Consider the following 21619-nt stretch of genomic DNA (forward strand, 5'->3'; position numbering starts at 1 on the left):
CCTCCAACAGACCTGTTCTTTGGCTTCATGCGCGCCATAAAAGCGGTCATGAAACCTCAATAATGAGAAAAGTAAGCAATCCCGTAGTTTGCCATGAAGAGCCCCACAAATCAGCAGGAATATAGCCGTCGCGGATATGAGCGCCTAGCGTTGAGGAAAGATAGGTGACGAGTTTTTCTTAGATGCAGCGTGAAGTTTAGATACACTATGCATAAGAGTGACTAAGGCAGATTAATAATGAAGAAAAATAAAACAATCAGCGGCGAAGATGCCGCCCTTTTTCGTGAGTCCATCAGCGGAGCACGTAGGATTGCGCAAGATACCGTGGTACATAAGCCCAAGCGCAGTACACGCAAAATAGCGCCAGAAAAAATGCTGCAAGAGCAAATTGATGCCAGCTTCTATTTTTCAGATGAATTTCAACCACAGTTGGATAGTGAAGGGCCGACGCGTTATATCCGCCCCGATGCCAGTCATTTTGAGCTCAAGAAACTACGCCGTGGCGATTATTCCCCCGAGCTATTTTTAGATTTACACGGTTTAACCCAGCAACAGGCAAAGCAGGAGTTAGGCGCGCTGATCGCGGCGTGTCGGCGGGAACATGTGCATTGCGCCTGCGTGATGCACGGTCACGGCAAACATATTCTTAAACAACAAACGCCGCTTTGGCTCGCTCAGCATCCAGACGTCGTCGCATTTCACCAAGCGTCTCGTGAATGGGGCGGCGATGCGGCGTTGTTAATATTGATTGAAATTGATGAGCGGGAAGAACGTCGGTAATCGATAGATATTCGATATAGATATTCGATAGATGTGGCGGCGATTGCCGCCACATCGGCAAAACGAGAAGCGTTAAACTTTTGCCATGACCTGTGCAGGACCAACCTGCCAGTCAAATACACCGCGTTCGGCGTTGATGTCAAAAGAGACACCGGCAACCGCAGACGTTGCAAACATCGGAGGTGCTTCTTCAGGGCAGAGCTCAGATACCAGATAGCCAACCAAGGGCAGATGCGAAATCACTAACACGCTGCCGATACCGGTTTTCGCTAACGCTTCCAGATAGCACCCTACCATAGCGGCATCGCCGCCTGGTGTTAGCTCTGGCATCACCTCAACATCTTCAGGTAATGCTAAGCCTTCTCGTACTGCCGTCAGCGTTTGCTGGGCTCGCAGATAAGGGCTCACTAACACCTTTTCAATTTTGCATGATTGCGTCTGTAGCCAAGAGGCCATACAGACTGATTCATCGTGACCACGGGTCGTCAGAGGCCTAATTGAATCGCTAGCTGCTTCAAGAGCGGCCTCACCATGACGCATAATAAAAACTTGCATATTGCACCGCTATTGTTGGCTGAATCCTGCACCGTCAGGCCAATGGGCATTTGACGGTCGGGCATTCTGCCTGATTCGACACAGAATTAACACGCTAATTTTACCGCGCGTTAGTCACGCAGACTGAAAACAGCTGCGTGGGTATTGATAACAACATACATAACTGCTGTTTATCTTTTATCCAATATCTAAATATACTACGAAACGCCGTTCGGCGCATCAGCACCGATATCGTTAAGTCTAAGGTCGTAAATTACCCTGCACAGAATTGCCTGTACAGAGGCGAACGCTGAAAGAGTTGCAAGCAGTGATCGGTCTCTCATTCCCAGATTAATGCTTGCAACCAAGTAACCTGTACTGCTAGATGACGCTCTGCGGGCTACGAATAAAAGCGCTGATTTTGCGCTTTCATTCGCAATAATCTCTCACATGGCGTGAAATGCGCGCCATGGCGCAGGCTGAGCGTTTGCAATACATCAACCATCTTATCAATGCCTAAACGGTCCATATAACGGAAAGGCCCCCCTAGGAATGGCGGGAAACCGATGCCAAAAACGGCACCAATATCGCCGTCTCTGGCGCTGCGAATAATCCCTTCATCCAGACAACGGGCAGCCTCGTTGAGCATCAGCATCACACAACGCTGAAAAATATCCGTCTCACTCATCTGTGGTTTCGGCGTCACACCGAGCAATGAGTACACTGAGGTATCAACCTCTTTCTTGCCCTTTTTCCCTTTAGCTTTATAGAGATAAAAACCTCGGCCGTTCTTACGCCCTTTACGGTTATCTTTAATCAACGCATCAAACGCTGGGGGTGCCGCAAACCGCTCACCCAGTTCAGCGACCAGAATGGGAATAATTTTGGTGCCTACGTCGATACCCACTTCATCCAACAACGCAAATGGCCCAACCGGGAACCCTCCTTTCAGCATCGCTTGGTCTATTCCATTGATGGACTCCCCTTCCAATAAACAACGTGCCGCTTCGCTGATATAAGGAGCCAAAATTCGGTTTACGTAAAAACCAGCGCGATCGCCTACCACAATCGCCGTTTTTCCCTGCTTCTGCGCCAATGCCACCGTGGTCGCAATAGTTTGCTCGCTGGTTCCGGCATGTGGGATCACTTCCACCAGCGGCATTTTGTCGACCGGGCTGAAATAGTGCAGGCCGATCACCTGTTCTGGTCGCTGCGCCTGCGCCGCAATCTGGCTAATCGGCAACGACGATGTATTCGAGGCAAAAACAGTATGCGGTGCGCCATAATGTTCAATATCAGCTACCATTTGCTGTTTGAGCTTCAGATCCTCAAACACGGCCTCTATCACTACGTCCATCTGATTAAATCCGCTGTAATCCGTGCAGCCAGACAACAATTGCATCTGCTTTTGTCTCTCTGCTGGGCGCATACGACGGGCACGAACGCGCTTGGTTAGCGTGTCCCAGCTATAGCTGAGTGCATGGCTAATCCCCTGCTCGCTGATATCTTTGATACGCACCGGCAATCCGCCACGTGTGGCCGTAACACAGGCAATACCGCCGCCCATCAGCCCACCGCCTAATACGCCGATATGATGTAATTCATGCGGCTTTGCGGCACCTCCAGCCTCTTTTTTCAGCGACGTAGAAGCAAAGAACAGGCTGCGTAACGCCGCAGACTCTGGCGTCATAACCAGTTCACCAAACGCTTTCGCCTCGGCTTCATAACCACTGGCGCTGCCATGCTCTACCCCTTGGCGAACCACCTGAATGATTTTTTCCGCCGCCGGATAGTTGCCCTGCGTTTTGGCTAAGGTTTTCTTGCGTACGATGCTAAACAGCAGCGAACGCCCTAATGGCCCGTTAAGCAAACGTTCGATCACTGGCAGTTCAGGGCGGGTACGCCATCCCTGACGTGCTAGCTGGATCGCGCTTTCTAACAAAATCGAGGCAGGAACCGCGTCATCGACCAGCCCCATTTTCAGTGCTTGTTTCGCTCGCACATGCCTACCGGTCAGCATCAAATCCAAGGCTAACGAAGCGCCAATCAAACGCGGTAATCGCTGAGTACCACCGGAGCCCGGCAGCAAACCAAGCTGCACTTCGGGCAGCCCTAAAGCGGTTTTATCATCCAGTGAACAAATACGGCGATGGCAGGCTAATACCAACTCCAAGCCGCCGCCTAAGCAAGCGCCATGGATCGCTGCGACCACAGGAATAGAAAGCGCGGCTATCTTCGCCAGCGTAACCTGCCCTTTTTGCGCCAGTGAACGCGCTTGCTGCTCACTTTGGCAGGCATCCAGCATGGTGATATCCGCACCAGCAATGAATGAATCCGGCTTTCCAGAAATAATCACAATGCCCTGTAACTTGTGCGTTTGCGCCTGTTGTAATACCTCTTCAATCTGCTGCACAAATTCTGCTTTAAGCGTATTCACGCGCTCGCCGGGAACATCGATGGTAATCACACCGATATCATTATCTACCACGCTAAAACGAAAAGCGCTCGGCTGAGTTTCTTGCATGGCGAGGTTTTCCTGAGCTGACATTATTCCACCTCCACGATCATGGCGGCACCGAGCCCACCTGCTGCGCAGGCGGTCGTCAACCCGAGCCCTCCGCCGCGACGGCGTAATTCATTCAACGTCTGTGTGATCATGCGCGCTCCGGTGGCGGCAAAAGGATGACCATACGCAATAGAGCCGCCCAACACGTTGAACTTATTCATATCGACTTCACCAATCGCCTGCGGGCGGCCTAATTTTTCACGTGCAAACTCATCGCTGGCAAACATTTTCAAATTCGCCAACGTTTGTGATGCAAAAGCTTCGTGCATATCGATCAGGGTAAGATCCTGCAACGTGATACCTGCGCGGTCTAACGCCAGCGGGGTCGCATACGACGGCCCCAGCAGCATATCCTCCCAAACATCAATAGCGGAGAACGCGAAGCTGCGCAGATAGCCCAAGGGGACTAACCCCAGCTCACGCGCTCGTGATTCGCTCATCATCAGCACCGCGGCTGCGCCATCGGTTAATGGCGTACTATTCGCCGCCGTTACGCTACCGTGGCGACGATCAAAGGCGGGCTTTAGCTTGCTGTAAGAGGCCATAGAAGAATCGCCGCGCACGTTATTATCTTTATCGAGCGATTGTTTATAAGGCGGGATATAGGCAGTGATAACTTCGTCGCGCAAAACGCCGGACTCCCACGCTTTGGCGGCTAAGGTGTGTGAGCGATGCGCCAAGGCATCCTGCTCTTCTCGGCTAATGTGATGGCTTTTTGCCATCTGTTCCGCGGTGTCGCCCATACGCAGACCCGTTGAATACTCCGCGACCGCAGGAGGCACCGGTAGGAGGTCGCGCAGCTTCAGCTTGCTAAATAGTTTCAAACGTTGAGACAAGGTGCGTGCTTTATTGGCATCGACCAAAGTACGCGCTAGCGCCTTGCTCACGCCGATTGGGAGAACCGAAGACGAATCCGCCCCGCCAGCAATACCCACGGAAATAGTGCCCGCCATAATGCTCTCAGCAACGTTGGCTATCGCTTGGAAGCTAGTTGCACAGGCTCGCGACACGCTGTAAGCGTCGGTATGAATACTCATTCCAGTGCCCAAAACAATTTCTCGCGCAATGTTTGGTGCCTCTGGCATTTGCACCACCTGCCCAAACACCAGTTGATCGATGACCTCAGGAGAAATATTGCTTCGAGCCAGTAACTCACTGACCACCATATTGCCTAAGTCAACGGCAGGAATGCCATGGAACGCCGTCGCCTGGCGAGCAAAGGGCGTTCTTAATCCCTGCACAATCGCAACGCGATCGCCTGTGCGAGTCGTCAGAGCCAATGGGGATGACAAAGGAAGTGCCTGACTCATTTTGTGCTCCTGCGCAATACGCTAAAAATATCAAAATTGTTACAAACCCTGAAAAGTGAAAGTTAGCCGAGCGTCATTCGCTTCTTGCTTTCAGTTAACAGGTCTGACCTGATAGCGTAAATTCTTAACTCAATTTTTACATTTAGCAAACAACAAAACGTAAGAACTGAGAACAGAAGCAGGTTTCTTATTCGAGGAGAATGCGGGAGGAGGAAAATGGATTTCGAGGAAATAATAAATTCCGTGAATATATGCAAGGATAAAAATAGAAATACAGCAGCACTAGAATCTTTATTTGAATATAAAAAAAGCGCGGCCTAAGCCACGCTTATAATACGACCAACTAACGCGATGCGATTAACGCAGGCCCAGTTGGAAAATCAGAGTTTCAGCTTCGCAGGCAAAAGCAAAATCAACGGTCAGCGCATAGCCTTCTGCTGTTTTAGCGATGTTGCTCTTGATTTCACATGGATCGGATTCAATACCACGTGCTTTTTGTGTCAGCTGTTCCAGCATGGCTTTCGCATCAGCTTCCGTAGCAAATACATTGCTATAGGATGCGGTGCAGTCGGTGTTATCCATGATGGTGCCGACATCAACGCAACAGCAAGCGGCTGTTTCTTGTGCACTGCATTTTTTAATAGCATCAGTCATTTCAATCATCTCCTCGATGGGGAATGAACCCCTCTTTATATCGCCAATTATGATCTGGCTCAAAAAATATAAAAACTGTGGGTATTTTACTCCTCTCCCACTACAGAGACTAGCGATATGCCAGATGAATGACATTAAGTGAGCAAAATCACATTATTTGGCGGTTATTTCTTCGCACTTGTAATCAATTCTTTATTAGTTCCGTTGTTTTTTGTTACGAAGATCTCTTTTCTTGAATCATTTATGAAATATTCAATAAACATTCTTGCAACATACCGAGAGGTCAGACCTATACTCTGCTCACTGGTCTGATTTGTCAGATCGAACTCGGACCCTACAATCCGCGCTCCTTGTTACAGTACGTAACATAGTTTAAATAAAACACACAATAATGAGGTTTCGGTCATGCGCCAGAAAAACCTGTTTACTAAGTCAGCATTAGCTGCAGCAGTGGCACTGCTTTCATCAAACGTCAATGCCGCTGGTTTCCAGCTGAATGAGTTCTCAGCCGCTGGCTTGGGCCGAGCCTATTCCGGTGAAGGCGCCATCGCAGATACTCCGGCATCTGCCAGCCGCAACCCGGCACTATTGAGCATGTACGATCGCCCAGCGATGTCCATCGGCGGCGTATTTATCGACCCAGATGTTGATATCTCTGGTCGTTCTCCAAGCGGTCAAAGCCTGAACGCGAAAAACATTGCACCAACCGCGTGGGTACCTAACTTCCATTACGTGCAGCCGATCAACGACCAATGGGCCGTCGGCGCGTCTGTCACCTCTAACTATGGTCTGGCAACCGAGTTTAACGACAACTACGCAGCAGGCTCCATGGGCGGTACTACCGACCTGACCACTGCTAACCTGAATCTGAGTGCAGCATACCGTGCCAACGAACATTTCAGCTTCGGTTTAGGCTTTGATGCTGTCTATGCCAAAGCTAAGATTGACCGCTACGCAGGTGACCTACCGCTGCTGATTGCCGGTTCAGGCCAGCTGCCACCGCCTGTTGCGGGTCAAATCGCGCAAATCCCTGCCAATACTCAGATAAGCCACCTGAAAGGTGATGAGTGGGGCTTTGGTTGGAACGCCGGTATCCTTTATGAAGTAGATGAAAACAACCGCTTCGGCTTTACCTATCGTTCAGAAGTTAAAATCGACTTCGATGGCGATTACAAAAGCGACCTGCCATCCGCTCTGAACGGTATTGGCTCAATGATTGGTCTACCAGCGGGTACCGATGGCAGAACCGTACCGGGTTCTCTGACTTTAAACCTGCCTGAAATGTGGGAAGTCTCTGGTTACCACAAAGTGGCACCACAATGGGCCGTTCACTACAGCTTGGCATATACCAGCTGGAGCCAGTTCCAAGAGCTGAAAGCGAAAGGCTCTAACGGTCAGACGCTGTTCTATAAAGATGAAGGCTTCAAAGATGCTTACCGCATCGCGATTGGTACCACTTACTTCTACGACGACAACTGGACCTTCCGTACCGGTATCGCATTCGATGATAGCCCAGTACCAGCCGGCACTCGTTCTATCTCGATTCCCGATCAGGATCGTGCATGGATCAGTGCGGGTACCAGCTATGCGTTCAACAAAGACGCTTCTGTTGACGTAGGTATTTCCTATATGCACGGCTCGAAAGTGACCATCAATGAAGGTCCATACGAGTTCAAGTCTGAAGGTAAAGCATGGCTGTACGGTGCTAACTTCAACTACGCGTTCTAATTTTAAAACGCATCGCTATCTAAAAGCGCCCTTCTGGATAATGCCGAGCGTTTAAGAGATCGAGATACACGGGGCTAGTACACCGCGGGGCACTCCGGCAGCGAAAGCTGCTACGACCCCATCGGTGTACTTCCCCTAAAATCATGCTTAAGTAACCAGCATTACCCTTCTGGCCGCGTTTTTATTAGGCGTAACACAAACTTCAGACACAAAAAAAGCGCCCTTAGGCGCTTTTTTCACATCAAGCTCAGCATCAGTTTGAATCGATATCTTTCAATTCATCCTGAATCACAGCCGCATTCGGATTGACTGGCGCAGTTAACTGACCGCCGGTTGCCAAGAAATCGTAGCGCTGGAAATAGGCTTCACGCATAAACAGATAAGGATCCGAAGAGTTTTTCAGCAGGCCATCAGAATCCAGCAGCTGTGCACGTGTTTCGATACCTTCAATCATCCATTTACCCGCAGACATCCAGAATGTCAGCCAGCTTAGCGTTGGATACAGATAGTCAACGTAGTCGCCGCCATCCTGGCGCGGCGTCACGCTGCCGTAACCCGGAAGCACAACATACGGGCCATAAGGCACGTCGTAATAGCCTAGCGTGCTACCAAAACGGTGTGGTTCCTGCTTCGCTAACTTAGGATTCGCCATCGTGGCAACGTCAATGAAGCCACCCATACCTAAGATGGTATTCAGGAAGAAACGGTTAAAGTGCACGAAGCCATCGTAAACCTTGCCCTCAAGGAAGCTGTTCACCATGCTGGCAGGTTCTTCGAGGTTGCTCGTGAAGTTCGAGATACCGGTTCGTGCAGGTACGGGCACATAGTCTCGCCAAGCGACGGCGACAGGACGCAGTACGTACGGATCCAGATAGTCGTAGTTCACGCTAAACATCGCGCGGTTAAAACCCTCTAACGGGTCAGATCGCCCCTGAGCTTCTGGTTTTGATGAGTTAGACGCACACCCAGCCAGCAATACGCTTGCCAGAGCCACTCCTGTCAGCCGAAGTTTCATATCTTCTCCATGAAAAGGGACCGCTGATAACAGGCTGAAAATTAACGCTGCCCTCAGCGATCCTCATATTTTATTCTGATCGTTCTTATGCCCTGATGCTTAGGTCTTTGCAACAGACGATTTATGGTACTTGATGATCAATCTGTAAGCTAATCTGACTCTCTTTATTATAGGGCATAACCGCACTTTCACCGAACCAGTCGCCCGGCTGTGGATTGGCTAAACCGTCTCGAGAGATCCGCGCACGCACCTTCACCTGCTTTTGTGCCGAAAGCAAACGCTCTGGCATCATAGCGTTAGCATCGGATAGCGATACCTTCACCGGGAAATGCCCCAAAGGCAGCTGTTTAACCGCAACAGGAATTGGCGCGACGCCATCGGTTACCGAAACAACCAGCACCGCCGTTGGCGGTAATTGGCGTTCGACATCCGGTGACAGATTAATCGTAACACTCAGCTGCGTATTATCCTCTCCAGACTGCGCTTTGGCTTGCTCAATACTGCGCTTTAATACTTCGCGACGGCTATCATTTTCCGGCAACACGCGCAGCATCATCTCCCACGCACCGATTGCTTTCTTATAGTCACCCTGCTCGAAAGCATTGAAGGCGAGCAGGCTAAGCACTCGCACATCTTGATGGTTGCGCGCCATCATGTTGCCCAGCATATCAGCAGCTTGCTTATTGTCTTCAGGATCGTTGGAGCGAGTGAGCACTTCTGCATAGCCCAATGCGACTTCCGGCTCATTCGGCGCTAATTGATAAGCATGGGAAAACGCCTGTGTCGCGGTCGTCGCGTTATTCAGCGCCATACCGATACGGCCTAACATCACCCAGTCAGCCACGTTACGCGGATCGGTTTGCAGCTCGGTGCGAAGACCTAATCCCAAACGTGCAATCTCTTCCATAGTTAGCGGCTGCTTATCTTCATTCATCACGCGCTCACGCAGGGAAGGCATTTCGCTCATCACCAAATTCCAGCCCTGAACCTGCGCCAGACCGCCGGTTTTAAGATAAAAACCAACGGAAATTAGCACCAAAATAACCACGCCCGGCAGTAAAACCCAACGGTTTAACGGTTCAGCTCTCTCCGCCTGCGCATCAGGAACATCAGACAGCAGATTTTGCTGCAGTTCTTCAATCATCACCTGACGTTCAGCCACCACGCCCTGTTCTTCGTCTTGCTCAAGCTCCTTCAAACGCTGATGGTAAAAACGCGTATTAAGGCGATCGCGATCTTCCGGTAGATCTCGCTGAGGCTGACGTAGCACTGGAACCAGCAATAATGCAGCAGCGATAATCAACAATACTAAAACTATCAACCAAAATGCCATTATCAATGTTCCCTGTCGCTGTCGTTAAGTAGCTGGTTTAAACGTTGTTTCTCGGCTTCGCTGAGCGTTTCACGGCTAGAAACCTCAGGCTCGTTAGGACGGCGGCGGCGTGCTCGGGTAATCACCACGATAGCGCCCAGTAACACAAACAGCGCAGGGCCTGCCCAAAGAATAATGGTCGCTGCAGTTAGCGGCGGCTCATAGGTAACGAAATTGCCATAGCGCGCCACCATATACTCGGTGATCTGCTTGTTGGTATAGCCCTTTTCCATCAATTCATATACTTTCTGACGCATATCGGAGGCGATGATAGCGTTAGAATCAGCGATGCTGTTGTTCTGGCATTTTGGACAGCGCAGCTGTTCGGTTAACTCGCGATACTGCTGCTCTTGTTCCACGCTTTTGAAGCTATAGGTATCAATGGCCGCCCACGCGCTTACCGAAAGCATAATGCCCGCCAGTGCGCTAGCAAATCGTAGCATTCGCATTATTTAGCTCCTTCATATTGGCGATATAAAGGCTCGATCTCTTGTTGCCATACGCGATCGTTGAGATCGCCCGCATGGCGGTAGCGAATGATACCGTTGCCATCGATCAGGAAAGTCTCAGGAGCGCCATAAACGCCGAGATCCAACCCCAGCATGCCGTCGCCGTCATACAGGCTTAGCGCATAGGGATTTCCCAAATCATTCAGCCATTTGACCGCTTTCTGGCGATCGTCTTTATAGTTAAGCCCAACGACGCGGATCCCTTTCGCCGCCAGCTTATTCAGATACTGATGCTCGGCATAGCAGGTTGGGCACCATGTCGCCCACACGTTCAGCAACATGGGTTTACCATCGTGCAGCACGCTTTGGTCAAAGGTTTTACCCGGCTGATCCAGCGATTCTAACTTGAATTCAGGAACGGGTTTACCAATCAGCGCAGATTCCAGCATGGTGGGATCTTCCCCACCCGCGTTGCGCTGTAGCTGGATAACAAACGCCAGCACCAGCAGCATAAATAACACTAACGGGATAAAGAGCAGCTTGCGATTCATGCTGTTTTCTCCGCTTTCTCTGGTTCTGCCTTTTCTTTACGGCTTGAGCGATAGCGCGGATCGAGCATGCATAACACGCCGCCGATCGCCATCAGCACGCCGCCGTACCAAATCCAGCGCACAAAAGGCTTGTAATAAAGACGTACAGCCCACGCGCCGTCATCGAGTTCTTCACCCAAGGCCGCATACAGATCGCGCGTTAAACCGCCGTCAATGGCCGCTTCGGTCATCATGCTACGCGCAGTTGCGTAATAGCGCTTTTCTGCACGCAGCGTGGCTTCTGGCTTGCCGTCGCGCGTAACATCAATGATGCCCACGCCGCCGGTATAGTTCGGGCCTTTGATGTCATGCACATCGCGGAACACGAAGTGATAATTATGAATATCTACGCTATCGCCGGATTTCATGCGCACATCGCGCTCGATGCTGTAGCTTTGACTGAAAGCGATACCGATCACCGTCACGGCAACGCCTAAATGACCTAACACCATGCCCCAGTGGCTGCGAGGCAGCTTGGTCAACCCCTTCCAGAAACCGTAGCGATGCGTAGCGCGCTCGTGCAATTCCATCAGCGTAAGGATCACGACCCAGAATGCCATCAGCAGACCCACTACCGTCATACCTTCAACGCGGTCCTGCATCAGCCAAGGCAGCAGCACGGAAAGGATCACGGTCACAACCATCGCAACCAACAAACGTTTCCAGAACTTAGCCGGTTCATCACGACGCCAGCGCACCAACGGTCCAACGCCCAACAGCAGCGCGAACGGCGCCATCAGCCAAGTAAACATCGAGTTAAAGAAAGGCTCACCGATGGAAATACTGCCCAAGCCAAGCTGTTTATGTACCAGCGGCAACAGCGTCCCTAACAGCACCACCAGCATGGCGGCAACTAACAGCACGTTGTTTCCTAGCAAGAAGGTTTCGCGTGAAAACACCTCATGCTGCGTACGGCTGCGCACCTGAGCACCTTTCACCGCATACAGCAGCAGTGAGCCACCGATAACGATCACCAGATAGGCCAGAATGAACATCCCACGCGCCGGATCGGAAGCGAAAGAGTGCACGGAAACTAATACGCCGGAACGCACAAGGAACGTCCCCAACAGACACAGCGAAAACGCGGTGATGGCCAACAGTACCGTCCACGCTTTGAAGGTCCCGCGTTTTTCGGTTACTGCCAACGAGTGCAGCAGCGCCGTACCCGCCAGCCATGGCATAAAAGAGGCATTTTCTACCGGGTCCCAGAACCACCAGCCGCCCCATCCCAGTTCGTAATAGGCCCACGCAGAACCTAAAACAATGCCCATGGTGAGGAAAATCCAGGCTGCCATCGTCCACGGACGTGACCAGCGCGCCCATGCGGTATCTAAACGCCCTGCCATCAGTGAAGCAATGGAGAATGCAAAGGCGACCGAGAATCCAACGTAGCCCATATACAGCAACGGAGGATGGAAAATCAGGCCAATATCCTGCAACAGCGGATTCAGATCGCTGCCGTCAATAGGAAAGTTCGGTAGCGTACGCGTGAAGGGATTGGAGGTGAGAATAATGAACAGCAGGAAGCCGACGTTAATCATCCCCATCACTGACAGCACGCGTGCCACTGAGTCCTGCGGCATGCTGCGGCTAAATAGCGCCACGGCCAGCGTCCAACAGCTTAACAACAGCACCCAGAGAAGAAGCGATCCCTCATGTGCGCCCCAGGTTGCCGCGATGCGGTAATAGACCGGAAGCTGGGTATTTGAGTTTGCCGCCACATAGGAAACCGTAAAGTCGTTGGTAATAAAGGCATACACCAAACAACCAAATGAAATCGCGATGCTAAAGAACAGGCCATAGGTCAATGGCCGCGCCACCGACATCATACGCACGTCTTGCCGCGCAGCACCCCATAGCGGATAAATGCTCAGCAATACGGAAAGCGCTAATGAGAGCGATAGCAGGAAATTGCCAATTTCAGGGATCATGACTGCGGGCTCCCCGCATTCGCATTGCCACTATTCTGCTGATAAGAATCAGCTGGGCGATTATGGTTTTGCTCCATCGCTTCTTTTACCTCAGGTGGCGTATATTTTTCATCGTGTTTTGCCAATACTTCTTTGGCGTGCACCACGTTGTCTTCGCCCATCACGCCTTGTGCAACCACGCCCTGCCCTTCACGGAACAAGTCCGGCAAGATGCCTTCGTAGGTCACACCAATAGCGCCATGCGCATCGTAGATTTTAAATGAGACTTTCAGGCTTTGCTGATCGCGCTTCACCGAACCAGGCATCACCATGCCGCCAATACGCAAACGCTGGCCCACTTCAGGCTTCTCATGATTTTCACCTTTACCCTGCAGGATTTCCGTCGGGGTATAAAACAGGTCAATATTCGAGCGCAATGCATAAAGCACCAGAGTGATCGTCACTGCTAAGCCGAGTAAAACGACAATGGCCAGATAGAGGCGACTCTTACGACGTGGGTTCATGATGATTGCTCTCCTTGTGAAGCTGACGAAGCGCGCTGCTGACCCTGCGCTTGTTTAATTCGCTGTTCGCGCGCCTGATGGCGGCGAACTTCAGTCAAAATTTGGCGGCGTTGCCACTGGGTATGGCAAACCAATAAAAGTAATGGGATAAGCGTTGCGGCAACAGAAAGCCAAACGTAAAAGGCATAACCGCCCATCGCGAAGAAATCTTGCCAAGAGGAAAATGCAGGACTCATCAGGAACGCTCCTTAGGCTGATTTTTTAGGCGAGGGTTCACTAACGCATTCACCCAAGGACGCCGACGCTCTTGCAGTAAAATTAAATTACGTAAACGCATCAACGTTAAGGTGATAAAGAAAAACAGGTAACCAAAGATTGCCCAACGCAGCGGATAGCGCATGCTGGGATCAATGGTATTTTGCATATTGGTCGAACCCTGATGCAGGGTATTCCACCACTCAACGGAGAAATGAATAATCGGCAGATTGACCACGCCAACCAGCACCAGAATGCCGGCGGCACGACCGGCAGTGCGGCGATCGTCAAAGGCGTTATACAACGCAATGGCGCCTAAATAGAGGAACAGCAGCACCAGTTCGGAGGTTAAACGAGCATCCCAAACCCACCACGTTCCCCACATCGGCTTACCCCAAGCCGATCCTGTCGCCAGCGCAATAAAGGTAAACACCGCGCCAACCGGTGCCATGGCTGCACTCACCAGATCGGACATTTTCATCTGCCAGACCAAACCGATGAACGCCGCAATCGCCATCGAGGCATAGATCCCCATCGACCAGATAGCCGCTGGCACATGGATGTACATGATGCGATAGCTGTTGCCCTGCTGATAATCTGACGGCGCATAGCCAAAACCCCAGATCCAACCGACTAACAGGCATACCGCCCCGGCTAATCCAAGCCACGGGACGAACTTACCGCAAAGATGATAAAGCCGCTCAGGCTTGGCAAGCTGATGAAGCCATTTCCACATTGAGATTTATGCTCACAAAACGAAAAATTATTGTCTCGGCGTCACTGCCGAAACCCCACAAAAAGGCGCTGTCTTCTACTGCTTGCAGGCTCTTTTCAGACAATCTACTTTGATACCGCCATACATCTTTAATTGTTAGTTTGACGCATGTTGCTAGCGACAAACAAAAAGGTTTTGTAAATAGCTGAATTCGGCTTTACCGAATGGGCTATTGCACGCTAACGCGAAGCGCGGCTGCCGCGGCAAAAGGCGACAGCGTGATACTTCCCGCCAGCATCGCCCCCAAGATGGCTAAATACCCACCGATAGGCATCCCCATCGAAGCCGCATCAATCGCAGACGTCGCAAAAATAAGGATAGGTATATAAAGCGGCAGCACCAACAAACTCAGCAAAACGCCGCCTTTGCGTAACCCAACCGTTAATGCAACGCCAATCGAGCCAATAAAGCTCAAGGTAGGCGTACCCAGTAACAGCGTTAATGCCACCGCCCACCACGTTGCCATGTCAAAAGAGAGTAATAGCGCCACTAACGGAGAAAGGATAAGCAGCGGCAATCCGGTCACCAACCAGTGCGCAAAGACTTTTGCCAACACCGTTAACGCCAGCGGCGACGGGGTGAGCATCAGTTGCTCTAGCGTGCCATCCAGATAATCGTCTTTGAATAATCTCTCGAGCGATAGTAACGCCGCCAGCAGAGCCGCGACCCAAACCACGCCGGGTGCGATACGCGCCAACAGCTGGGGTTCAGGGCCGATACTTAATGGGAAGAGCGTAATGACGATCAAAAAGAACCACAGCGGGTTGATAATTTCAGCGCCGTTGCGAAAAGCAATTTTCAGCTCGCGGCGCAAAACGGTCATGATCATCGTGCCGTTTCCTCTCCGCTTAGGCGCAATTTACGCATGCGATAATCCAAATCCTGATGCGTGGTCAGCAAAATAATGCCTCCCGACCGCGTGTGTTGCTCAAACAATGCGATCAACTTGGCAACGCCAGATTTATCAATGGCGGTAAGCGGTTCGTCTAGGATCCAGAGTTTTGCGTTGCTCAGCCAAAGCCGCGCCAGCGCAACTCGGCGCTGTTGCCCGGCAGAAAGCTGAGCAACGGGAACGTCTTCATAGCCAATAAGATCAACCTGAGCCAGTGCGTCCCAAATCGCATCTTGATTATTATCGCCCTGCATTTCTTGGTAGAACGCGAGGTTTTCAAACGGTGTTAACACCGATTTCACCCCGGCCTGATGACCAAGATAAATCATCTGCTGTTGATACTCTTCGCGCTGTTTACGAATAGATTTTTGTTGCCACTGAATATCGCCACTTTCCGGTTGAGACAGCCCGGCAATCATCCGCAGCAACGTGGTCTTTCCTGCCCCATTAGGGCCTTCAATTTGCACCATTTCACCCGGATTAACCTGAAAACTAAGCTGGCTAAACAGCACTCGCTCGTCACGGCTACAGGTTAGTAGGGAGATATTCAGCATCGAAGAATGTATTCCTAAAATCGAGATAGCACATCATATCATAAGCCTATAACAGCTCGTACCCCGCAGCCTGTGCGAAACGTACCTACATAGAGGTAAAATTGTGGTTCAAATCAATAACCACACGCCGTCAAAACATAAGTTGCATCGCCATATTTATCTCCCCACGTAAGCCTTAATCTGCCATAGGTCAATTTTTGCGTTAATTTTTGATATATCAAAAAATGACACAAAAAATGCTGAGCGTAATTCAAATTTTTTGCCCGCCATTGCCCTTTATGATTTTGCGATTCCAACAGGAGAATCATGATAGGAAAATCATAATGAAAAAATCGATATTAGCACTTACGTCTGCGGCACTACTTGCTTCACCAGCGGCATGGTCAGCCAACTCAGGGATTACGTTAGATGGGCAAACACTTACGCTAGACGATGTATGGAACATCGCCTATGCAAATGCAGAGGTAAAAATTGCCCCTGCGGCAATGAAGAAAGTTGAGGACGCAAACCATTTATTAATGGCGGCAGCCGGTAAAGGCATTCCCGTTTATGGCTTAACCGTAGGCGTTGGATTAAATAAAGACAAATCGCTGTTTGATACCCACGGCAAACTCACCCCTGAAGCCATCGCAGCATCAAAAGCATTCAATATTAACGCATTACGCGCCCACGGCGCAGGTATTGGCCCTGCTATGCCGGACGCACTGGTGCGCATGGCGATGGTGATCCGCTTGAATACCTTACTGGTAGGAAAAACCGGGGCACAGCCACAGGTAGCCACACTGTACCAACAGTTGCTCAATAAACATATTACTCCCGTCGTCCCTTCACGGGGAACCGTAGGAGAAGCTGACATTACCCTTGCCTCTCATATCGGCGACGTCATGATGGGAGAGTGGCGTGTTCATGTAAACGGCCACGAGCAGGATGCCGCTAGCGCCTTACAACAAGCTGGAATAACAAAATTAGAACCTATCGGCAAAGATGCACTATCAATTTTATCAACCAACGCCATTTCTGCGGCCTACTCTGCACAGGCCCTACTCGCGACCCAACAGATAATTAATGTCACCCCCGAACTCTTTGGACTCTCTCTGGAAGGTCTCAACGGCAACGTTGCTCCCTTTCTGGAACAAAGCCTGAGCGTGCGCCCATTCCCTGGCGTGCAGGACACAGCGAAATCGATACGTTCTGCATTAAAAGGCTCGTACCTTTGGCAGCACCAAGATGGTCGCGCGTTACAAGACCCTCTCTCCTATCGAACCACGGTATTTGTTCTCAATGAAGCGCGCAAAGAGTGGGCCGAAGCCTATCAGATGCTATCCATCCAGATGAACAGCTCAGATGATAACCCTGCGGTCATCGTCAATGCTGATAAGTCGTTGATAGATAATAGTCAGGTTGCACAATACTACGTTCAGGAAGGCAAAGTCAGTGGCGCAATCTTCCCAACGTCTAACTTTGAGCCCCTCCCACTAACGCTGGCTATCCAAAACCTATCCGTCGCCGTGGGGCACTTAGCTCATAATAGCGTGCAAAGAACGCTGCACCTCTCTGACGATCATTTTACTGGTCTGAGCCGTTTTCTGGCTGCAGAAGAGAATAACGGTCACGCTTTTGGCGCTATTCAGAAACCACAGATAGCTATGCTTACCGACATTCACTCACTGATCAACCCAGTATCCTTAGACGGTCAGCCAATGGCGGGCAGCATAGAAGACACCTATACCAACAACCAGCTGGCTTCAACCAGACTCACGCAAATTGCAGAAGATACACGCTATATCTACGGCCTTGAGCTGTTGCATGCTAGCCAAGCCATCGACTTACGCAAGCATAAAAACCCTGACCTCAAACTCGGTGAACAAACCAATAAGCTCTATTCAGCCTACCGTGGAAAAGTAAAGTTCGTAGATAAAGATCGAATTTACAGCGATGACATCGAAAACTCATCTCGCCTATTGGCAGCATATCCTGCGCTACCGCTGAATCGCTGGGGGCACAATGAATAATAAAATCAACAACTCTCGCCGGGCCTTCATTGCTAAAGGGACGCTGTTGACGACCGGAGCCGCTTTTGCGGCTTTTTCCCATTCTGCCAATGCAGCGCCAAACACGTGTAGCAATGAAGAAAGCATCCGTTATCACCGCGTTTATGACGTTATCGTCGTTGGCAGTGGCTTTGCCGGACTGGCAGCAGCGCTTGAGGCTGTCAAACTTGGTCGAACCGTTTTAGTCATTGATAAAATGCCTGTATGTGGAGGCAACTCTGCCATTAACGGCGGCGCAGTCGCCGTGGCTAACTCCCCGCTGCAGCAAAAAGAAGGCATCAGCGATTCACCAGAACTTATGTACAAAGACATGCTGAAAGCAGGTCGTGGGCTCAACGACAAAGAACAACTCATGATTCTGGTTAATAACACCACCGCAGCCTACGAGTTTACGTTGCAACATGGCGTGGTCTATAAGCCCTTTGTACAACACTTTGGCGGGCACTCTGTCCCAAGAACACTGCAAACGGTAGAAAGTTCCGGTGCAGGAATTGTGATGCCATTAAAGCACTCAGCCATGACCTTAGGAGTGGTATTTCTTACACGCTGCAAGTTACTGGGATTTAATCAAAATGCGCAAGGCAGGGTCATCGGTATCACGGTACGTGACGGCTATCGATTCCCAGATGAAAGCAGTGGGGACGTTCGCCACTATGGCGCTCGTTACGGCGTGGTGATGTGCTCTGGCGGTTTCTCAAACGATTTACGCTTTAGAAAAATGCAAAATCCGCGGCTGGATGAGCGCGTCGATTCCACTAACCACCCAGGTGCGACCGCTGAATGTCTGGTGCAAATGTTACGTATTGGCGCAACTCCTGTTCAGCTTGATCTGATCCAACTCGGCCCGTGGTCATCACCTGACGAAAAGGGGTTTGGCTACGTATCTCAGTTCAACACCATTTCAGGATTCCCCAACGGGATTATGGTTAACCCACGAACCGCCAAACGCTTTACTAACGAATTGGCGGATCGTAAAGAGCGCGAAGATGGCATTTTGGCTCAAGTAGATAAAGAGGGAAATCCTCTCTATCCGATCTGTTTTACCACCTTAGAAGGTGCCAAACAGGCCCAAAGCCTAGTACATGCGCTGCATTACAATGTCGCTTGGCAATTTGATACGTTGCAACAATTAGCAGACCACTTTGCCATGCCCTACGCCACGCTGCAGGCAGAAGTTGACGAATATAACGCAGCGGTGGAACGCAAAGGCGGCGACCGCATGAATAAGGACGTCAGCCGTGCAGTCCTATTAGCTCCCGGGCCTTTTGTCGCTGTTAGAGTTTGGCCAAAAGTTCACTATGTCATGGGCGGCGTCAAAATAAACGTAAAGGCGGAGGTATTGAACGCAGCCGACAGCGCCCCTATTCAGGGACTCTATGCGGCAGGAGAAGCAACCGCCGGCTCGCACGGAGGCAGCCGATTAGGCAGCTGTGCCGTTGCTGACTGTTTGGTTTTTGGTCGTATTGCAGGTGCAAGCGCCGGTTCAGCAAACCCAAGCAATGATTTCCTAGCCAACGACAAGGATGTCTAAAATGACGAAAATACTTTTAATCTTCATCACTATGGTAATGGGTTGCCTAAGCCAAAACTGCAACGCGTCTGATGCGGAAACGCTCTTTCACAACAAGCTCAACAGCATGCATGCCAAACCCTATCATCAAACGCTAGAAGCAATGGGAAAAGACAATTCATGCCAACTGTGCCACGGCACGAAAACACCCGTTTCTGCTCCAGATGACAATAATTGCCTTAATTGTCACGGCTCACGCGATCAAATAGCGGCGCTAACCACGCCCGATCCCAAAGATAAAAATGCGGAGCCTAACCCGCATGACTCCATGCACTATGGTAAAGATGCTTCTTGCACCATGTGCCATAACGAGCACAAGCCCTCAGAGATTTATTGCAACAGCTGCCATCTTTTTAAATACCCCAACATGAAACCTTAAGGGATCGCCATGACCCATTTATCTTTGAAAAATCAGATAAAGCGATGTCTGCTTTTCGCGATACTCATATTTTCACAAATGTATGTCTGGGCTGAAACAACACCTTCACTTTCGACCACGGTGACTCAATTAAACCAATCGTGTCTGAACTGCCATGCTGATACGGATATTCACAGCATTGTCACGTCTAAACCACACGGCAAATTATTACTTTCCAGCACTGACTACCAAGAAAGCGTTCATGGTGGGCTCCCCTGCATTGCTTGTCATCGAAGCGCACCAAACACTCAGGGCTTTGATGTCACACCGCATCAATTAGCACCGCAACAAGATACGGGCTGCGAAAACTGCCATGCGCTCGTTTTACATGACACCATCGCCGCCGAAAATGCGAGCGTGCACCAACAAAAAATTGAACAAGGGCAGTTTTCCTGTTCGGCATGCCACAACGCACATACCATGCACAGCGGGGAGATCTCTTACCCCAATAGCACGCAGATCGCTAAAAGTAATCAATCATGTATCAACTGCCATTCGAGAGCGAACGTTTATACCCAGCTAGCCAAAGGGAAATCCTCTACCGATCAGGATTTGGCACACAGCATGCTCCCTTACCCTGAACAGCATTTAGCCAGCTTGCGCTGTATAGACTGCCACGTTGCGGCCGACGATAGTACTTTACACAAAATCTTGCCTGCATCTGAAATGGTTACCTGCAAACAATGCCATAGTGACTCTTCCCTACTCGCCGCTCGGCAAAAAACCGCCTTACCTCTGTTTGCCTCCACGGCGGGAAGCTTACTTGGCAAAGGCTGGTTTAATGACGCTGAGATACGAAAAAAACTGGCTGCCCTAAATAAAGCCGGCACAAAAGCAGAACCGGTAAAAATTGTTCAAGGGACACTATTCAATAACACCTACATGATTGGCAACAACGGCAGTAGTCATTGGGATAAACCTTATGTTTACGCGTTAGTCGGTTTATTAAGCCTGCTGATATGCCACGGACTAGGGCGCATCATTGCAAAAAAATTATCACCCCATAGCGATGAAATGGCCGAAGAAGACAAGGTCTATCTTTATACTCTGTTGGTTCGTTGCTGGCATTGGCTCAATGCTTTGTGCTGTATTATTTTGCTGATAAGCGGCATCGCAATGCACTTTGTAGCAAAAGGATTCCCTATTTGGGTCAATATTCATAATATTGCTGGGCTCACGCTCTGCATCATTTGGTGCCTATTTATTGCTACGATACTTTCAGGAAATGGCCAGCATTACCGCATTCATTGGCAAGGGATACTTACCCGAATTTATCGACAAACACGCTATTACTTGTTGGGTATTTTTCTTTCAGAGCCACACCCAGAGCATGCGAGTCAACAGAGTAAGTTTAATATTTTGCAGCAACTAGGCTACATTGGGATTATGTTTATTATTTTCCCTTTATTTATTGTAACTGGCTTATTCATGCTCTTCCCAAGCTATTCACCGAATAAAATATTAGCTTGGCCTGGGAAACAGGTTATTGCATATTTGCACTATGCGCTGGCGCTGGTTATGGTCATGTTTATCCCGATACATCTTTATCTCTGCACCACAGGCCATACCTTAACCTCACTGGTTAAAGGTATGATTGATGGTTTTCATCGCAGTCGGAAAGAAAAATAGGTTATAAACCACGTAGTCTTAGGTAAACAATGAGAAGCCAAAA

The 21619-nt window shown here is 50.1% G+C and carries 20 protein-coding genes; 6 read left to right on the forward strand and 14 right to left on the reverse strand.

Going from position 1 to position 21619, the window contains the following annotated elements:
- Positions 1–237: 237 nt before the first annotated feature.
- Positions 238–780: an endonuclease SmrB gene (gene smrB, locus AB3Y96_RS15105; protein WP_072310623.1), complete on the forward strand. Its 543-nt coding sequence runs from the start codon at positions 238–240 to the stop codon at positions 778–780.
- Between the two features lie 72 nt (positions 781–852).
- Here the strand turns inward: smrB and sixA are convergent, their stop codons facing one another.
- The 4 genes from sixA to AB3Y96_RS15125 form a co-directional block, all read right to left on the reverse strand.
- Positions 853–1335, reverse strand: a complete 483-nt coding sequence (sixA, locus tag AB3Y96_RS15110; protein ID WP_072310622.1) for a phosphohistidine phosphatase SixA — start codon at positions 1333–1335, stop codon at positions 853–855.
- 379 nt (positions 1336–1714) lie between these two features.
- Positions 1715–3862, reverse strand: coding sequence for a fatty acid oxidation complex subunit alpha FadJ (fadJ, locus tag AB3Y96_RS15115; protein WP_367299592.1), 2148 nt, complete (start codon positions 3860–3862; stop codon positions 1715–1717).
- Entirely contained in the window at positions 3862–5190 is a 1329-nt protein-coding gene (fadI, locus tag AB3Y96_RS15120; protein ID WP_367299593.1) for an acetyl-CoA C-acyltransferase FadI, read from the reverse strand. The genes fadJ and fadI overlap by 1 nt, the downstream gene beginning before the upstream one ends.
- 357 nt (positions 5191–5547) lie before the next feature.
- A complete protein-coding gene (locus AB3Y96_RS15125; protein WP_072310619.1) occupies positions 5548–5844 on the reverse strand; it encodes a YfcZ/YiiS family protein in 297 nt (98 codons plus the stop codon).
- Positions 5845–6249: 405 nt separating this feature from the next.
- Between AB3Y96_RS15125 and fadL the strand changes: the two genes are divergently transcribed.
- Positions 6250–7572 (forward strand): long-chain fatty acid transporter FadL, encoded by a 1323-nt coding sequence (gene fadL, locus AB3Y96_RS15130; RefSeq protein ID WP_072310618.1) that lies wholly within the window; start codon positions 6250–6252, stop codon positions 7570–7572.
- A gap of 253 nt (positions 7573–7825) precedes the next feature.
- On the opposite strand, the gene mlaA is transcribed toward fadL, so the two are convergent.
- The 10 genes from mlaA to ccmA form a co-directional block, all read right to left on the reverse strand.
- Positions 7826–8587 carry a phospholipid-binding lipoprotein MlaA gene (gene mlaA / locus AB3Y96_RS15135; RefSeq protein ID WP_072310617.1) on the reverse strand — a complete coding sequence of 254 codons (762 nt, stop codon included), beginning with the start codon at positions 8585–8587 and terminating at the stop codon, positions 7826–7828.
- A gap of 121 nt (positions 8588–8708) precedes the next feature.
- Positions 8709–9920 carry a c-type cytochrome biogenesis protein CcmI gene (ccmI, locus tag AB3Y96_RS15140; RefSeq protein ID WP_072310616.1) on the reverse strand — a complete coding sequence of 404 codons (1212 nt, stop codon included), beginning with the start codon at positions 9918–9920 and terminating at the stop codon, positions 8709–8711.
- A gap of 2 nt (positions 9921–9922) precedes the next feature.
- The gene (locus tag AB3Y96_RS15145) at positions 9923–10408 is read right to left on the reverse strand and encodes a cytochrome c-type biogenesis protein (RefSeq protein ID WP_072310615.1); all 486 of its coding nucleotides are present in this window, start codon (positions 10406–10408) and stop codon (positions 9923–9925) included.
- Positions 10408–10959, reverse strand: coding sequence for a DsbE family thiol:disulfide interchange protein (locus AB3Y96_RS15150; RefSeq protein WP_004092781.1), 552 nt, complete (start codon positions 10957–10959; stop codon positions 10408–10410). The genes AB3Y96_RS15145 and AB3Y96_RS15150 overlap by 1 nt, the downstream gene beginning before the upstream one ends.
- Positions 10956–12929 carry a heme lyase CcmF/NrfE family subunit gene (locus AB3Y96_RS15155; RefSeq protein WP_072310614.1) on the reverse strand — a complete coding sequence of 658 codons (1974 nt, stop codon included), beginning with the start codon at positions 12927–12929 and terminating at the stop codon, positions 10956–10958. The genes AB3Y96_RS15150 and AB3Y96_RS15155 overlap by 4 nt, the downstream gene beginning before the upstream one ends.
- Positions 12926–13432: a cytochrome c maturation protein CcmE gene (ccmE, locus tag AB3Y96_RS15160; protein WP_040045542.1), complete on the reverse strand. Its 507-nt coding sequence runs from the start codon at positions 13430–13432 to the stop codon at positions 12926–12928. Before ccmE ends, AB3Y96_RS15155 begins: the two co-directional genes overlap by 4 nt.
- Positions 13429–13668, reverse strand: a complete 240-nt coding sequence (ccmD, locus tag AB3Y96_RS15165) for a heme exporter protein CcmD (RefSeq protein WP_040045541.1) — start codon at positions 13666–13668, stop codon at positions 13429–13431. The genes ccmE and ccmD overlap by 4 nt, the downstream gene beginning before the upstream one ends.
- A complete protein-coding gene (locus tag AB3Y96_RS15170) occupies positions 13668–14423 on the reverse strand; it encodes a heme ABC transporter permease (protein ID WP_072310613.1) in 756 nt (251 codons plus the stop codon). Before AB3Y96_RS15170 ends, ccmD begins: the two co-directional genes overlap by 1 nt.
- A 208-nt stretch (positions 14424–14631) precedes the next feature.
- Positions 14632–15291, reverse strand: coding sequence for a heme exporter protein CcmB (gene ccmB, locus AB3Y96_RS15175; RefSeq protein WP_040045539.1), 660 nt, complete (start codon positions 15289–15291; stop codon positions 14632–14634).
- A complete protein-coding gene (gene ccmA / locus AB3Y96_RS15180) occupies positions 15288–15908 on the reverse strand; it encodes a cytochrome c biogenesis heme-transporting ATPase CcmA (protein WP_072310612.1) in 621 nt (206 codons plus the stop codon). Before ccmA ends, ccmB begins: the two co-directional genes overlap by 4 nt.
- A 323-nt stretch (positions 15909–16231) precedes the next feature.
- On the opposite strand from ccmA, the gene hutH reads away from it, so the two are divergent.
- The 4 genes from hutH to phsC are packed head-to-tail and all read left to right on the forward strand — an operon-like array spanning position 16232 to position 21576.
- Positions 16232–17920 carry a histidine ammonia-lyase gene (gene hutH, locus AB3Y96_RS15185; RefSeq protein WP_367299594.1) on the forward strand — a complete coding sequence of 563 codons (1689 nt, stop codon included), beginning with the start codon at positions 16232–16234 and terminating at the stop codon, positions 17918–17920.
- Positions 17913–19490, forward strand: coding sequence for a flavocytochrome c (locus AB3Y96_RS15190; protein WP_367299595.1), 1578 nt, complete (start codon positions 17913–17915; stop codon positions 19488–19490). The genes hutH and AB3Y96_RS15190 overlap by 8 nt, the downstream gene beginning before the upstream one ends.
- A gap of 1 nt (position 19491) precedes the next feature.
- The gene (locus AB3Y96_RS15195) at positions 19492–19908 is read left to right on the forward strand and encodes a cytochrome c3 family protein (RefSeq protein WP_072310609.1); all 417 of its coding nucleotides are present in this window, start codon (positions 19492–19494) and stop codon (positions 19906–19908) included.
- A 9-nt stretch (positions 19909–19917) separates the two neighbouring features.
- Entirely contained in the window at positions 19918–21576 is a 1659-nt protein-coding gene (phsC, locus tag AB3Y96_RS15200; RefSeq protein WP_367299596.1) for a thiosulfate reductase cytochrome B subunit, read from the forward strand.
- The last annotated feature ends 43 nt before the right edge of the window (positions 21577–21619 follow it).

The organism is Hafnia alvei (assembly GCF_964063325.1).
GTDB lineage: Bacteria > Pseudomonadota > Gammaproteobacteria > Enterobacterales > Enterobacteriaceae > Hafnia > Hafnia alvei_B.